We start from the raw sequence: 2325 nt of genomic DNA, 5'->3' as shown, positions 1-2325 counted from the left end.
TGTGATCTTGAGCGCGGTAGTTGGCTGGCAGGGTGGTTCTCTGGCCGTGGCAGTAGCCCTCCGGCCAACTCAGGTTAGGTTCAGTCCTCCGTCGAGCACGATGACCTCGCCGGTGAGATAGGTGCTGGCGATCACCGTCGCCACCAGGTCGGCCACGTCGGCGGGCTGGGCCGGGCGGCGCATGGGCGCGCGGTCCTGCCACAGCTCGTGCGCCTGCGCCCAGTCCTTCGTCATCGGCGTGTCCACCAGCCCCGGCGCCACCGCGTTGACCCGCACCTCGGGCCCGAGCGCAGCCGCGAGCAGCCGGGTCACGTGATTCAGAGCGGCTTTGCTGGCCGCGTACGGCACCGACGAGCCCTTGGGGCGCACCCCGGCATGGCTGGTGATGTTCACGATGCTGCCGCCCGTGGGGGATTGGCGCAGCGCCGGAAGTGCCGCCGTGCACAGCACCCACGGTGCGATCAGGTTGACTTCCAGCAACTGCCGCCAGTCAGCCGGCGTCGCCGCGGCCAAGTCGTCGTGCGGGATCGGCCAGCTGATGCCGGCGTTGTTCACCAGCACGTCCAGCCGCCCGAACCGGCCGAGTGCCGCCTCGACCAGCCCCCGGGCCTCCTCTTCCACCGCCAGATCCGCCCTCATGTACGCCCCGCCGAGCTCCGCCGCCAGCGCCTCCCCGGCCTCCGCACTTCGCCGCGAGTGCACCACGAGCCGCATCCCGTCCGCCGCCAGCCTCCGCGCGACGGCCTCCCCGATTCCCGACGTGGACCCGCTGACCAGGGCGACAGGCCGCTCCGCTTGTTCAATCCTCATGCCGACGGATCCTGCCACGGCCTTCAACGGAGATGTCGTGGCGTGGCTATCGCCACCCCACACCGCGCCCGCGACGCAGCCCTGCGTAACTGAGTGTTCTACTTGGCGAGACGGGCCGACTAGAGTGCTCAGTCACAATGTCTGGGATGCGGCTTGTCGTCGGTAGTGGCTGGTCTGTGATCGTGCCTGGTGGCGGCGTCGCCAGTCGGACCAGCCGAGCCGGTGAGCGAGGTCGTTCAGCGGCCGGACGGTGACGGCGAGGAACAGGTGCTGGATCTCGTTGCAGGACAGCGGGACCAGATCGGTTGGTCCCGGCCGGTGGGCGTGTTCGTCGGCGCGGACCACCGCGAGGAAGGCATGGGCGAGCATCGCAAGGGTGACCCAGCGGCTCCAAGAGGGGTAGCGGCGAACCTGGTGCTCATCGAGTCCCGCCAGGCCCTTCCCGGTCTGGAAGGTTTCCTCCACCCGCCACCTGGAGCCGGCCGTCTTGACCAGGATGCTCAGCGGGACCGGCACAGTGGAATGGCAGCGGTAGTAGGCGAGTTCACCGGTGGTGCGGTTGCGCCGGATCAGCAGCTGTCGGTGGCCCGGCGCCGGGTCGGTGAGGTCGATGACGGCCCAGTCGTAGTAGCGGTACCCCTTCGCGCCGCGTCCGGCCGACAGTTTCTGCCAGGCCCGCTCCGGGAGCTTCTTGGCCAGCGCGTCGGCGCGGAACTTTCCCGCACCGGTGGTCACTTCGGCCGAGCAGGCCACCGCGAGGACATAGCCCAGGCCGCGTTTTTCCAGGGCCGCCCGCAGTTTCGGGTTGCCCCCGTAGACCTCGTCACCCGTGACCCAGCCCACGCGGTGTCCGGCGTCCAGGAATCGTTCGATCATCGTGCGGGCCAGTTCCGGCTTGGTCGCGAAGACGGTGTCCTCGCCGAGCCCTGCTGCCTGGCAGCGGTCCGGGTCACACGTCCAGGAGCGCGGGATGTACAGCTCCCGGTCCACCGCCGCGTGCCCGCGCTCGCCGGCGTAGACGAGGTAGACCGCGACCTGGGAGTTCTCGATCCGGCCGGCGGTGCCGGTGTACTGGCGCTGGACCCCGACGGTGTGGCTGCCCTTCTTCACGTCGCCGGTCTCGTCGACGACCAGCACCGCGGCATCGTCGTGGAGGTGCTCGACGACGTATTCGCGCACGTCGTCGCGGACCGCATCAGCGTCCCAGGAGGCCCGGCACAGCAGATGCTGCATGCCGTGCGGGCCGGCCTCCCCGGCCCACTCCGCGATCGTCCAGCAGTTCTTGCGCGGCAGGTCCGAGAGTAGCCCCAGCACCAACCGCCCTGCCCGCAGCCGGGGTTCGACCCGCGCGAACCGGCCCGCGATCCGGCTCATGGCCACCTCGAACGCCTCCCGCCACCGGATGGGATCTATGCTGTGGCCTGCGGCCACCGTCTCGTCGTTTGTCCACACAACTCACGATGATCAACGGTGGCCGTATCCATCCCTGCAGCGGCCCCCACCAGCAAGATCACG

General features: G+C 69.7%; 2 protein-coding genes. Both read right to left on the bottom strand.

Translation table 11 applies throughout. The features are described 5' to 3' along the window. Positions 1-69: 69 nt before the first annotated feature. Positions 70-810, bottom strand: a complete 741-nt coding sequence (locus JL475_RS38610; protein WP_202282864.1) for an SDR family NAD(P)-dependent oxidoreductase — start codon at positions 808-810, stop codon at positions 70-72. Between the two features lie 132 nt (positions 811-942). Next, positions 943-2184, bottom strand: coding sequence for an IS701 family transposase (locus tag JL475_RS38605; protein WP_202282865.1), 1242 nt, complete (start codon positions 2182-2184; stop codon positions 943-945). Positions 2185-2325 lie beyond the last annotated feature (141 nt).

Origin of the sequence: Streptomyces sp. M2CJ-2, assembly GCF_016757295.1 — a bacterium.
Lineage (GTDB): Bacteria > Actinomycetota > Actinomycetes > Streptomycetales > Streptomycetaceae > Streptomyces.
This window is presented reverse-complemented; position numbering and strand designations above follow the sequence as displayed.

Bases quoted from the DNA above. Each gene is read 5' to 3' on its own strand.
- JL475_RS38605 (WP_202282865.1), bottom strand. From the start codon at position 2,184: ATGAGCCGGATCGCGGGCCGGTTCGCGCGGGTCGAACCCCGGCTGCGG.
- JL475_RS38610 (WP_202282864.1), bottom strand. From the start codon at position 810: ATGAGGATTGAACAAGCGGAGCGGCCTGTCGCCCTGGTCAGCGGGTCC.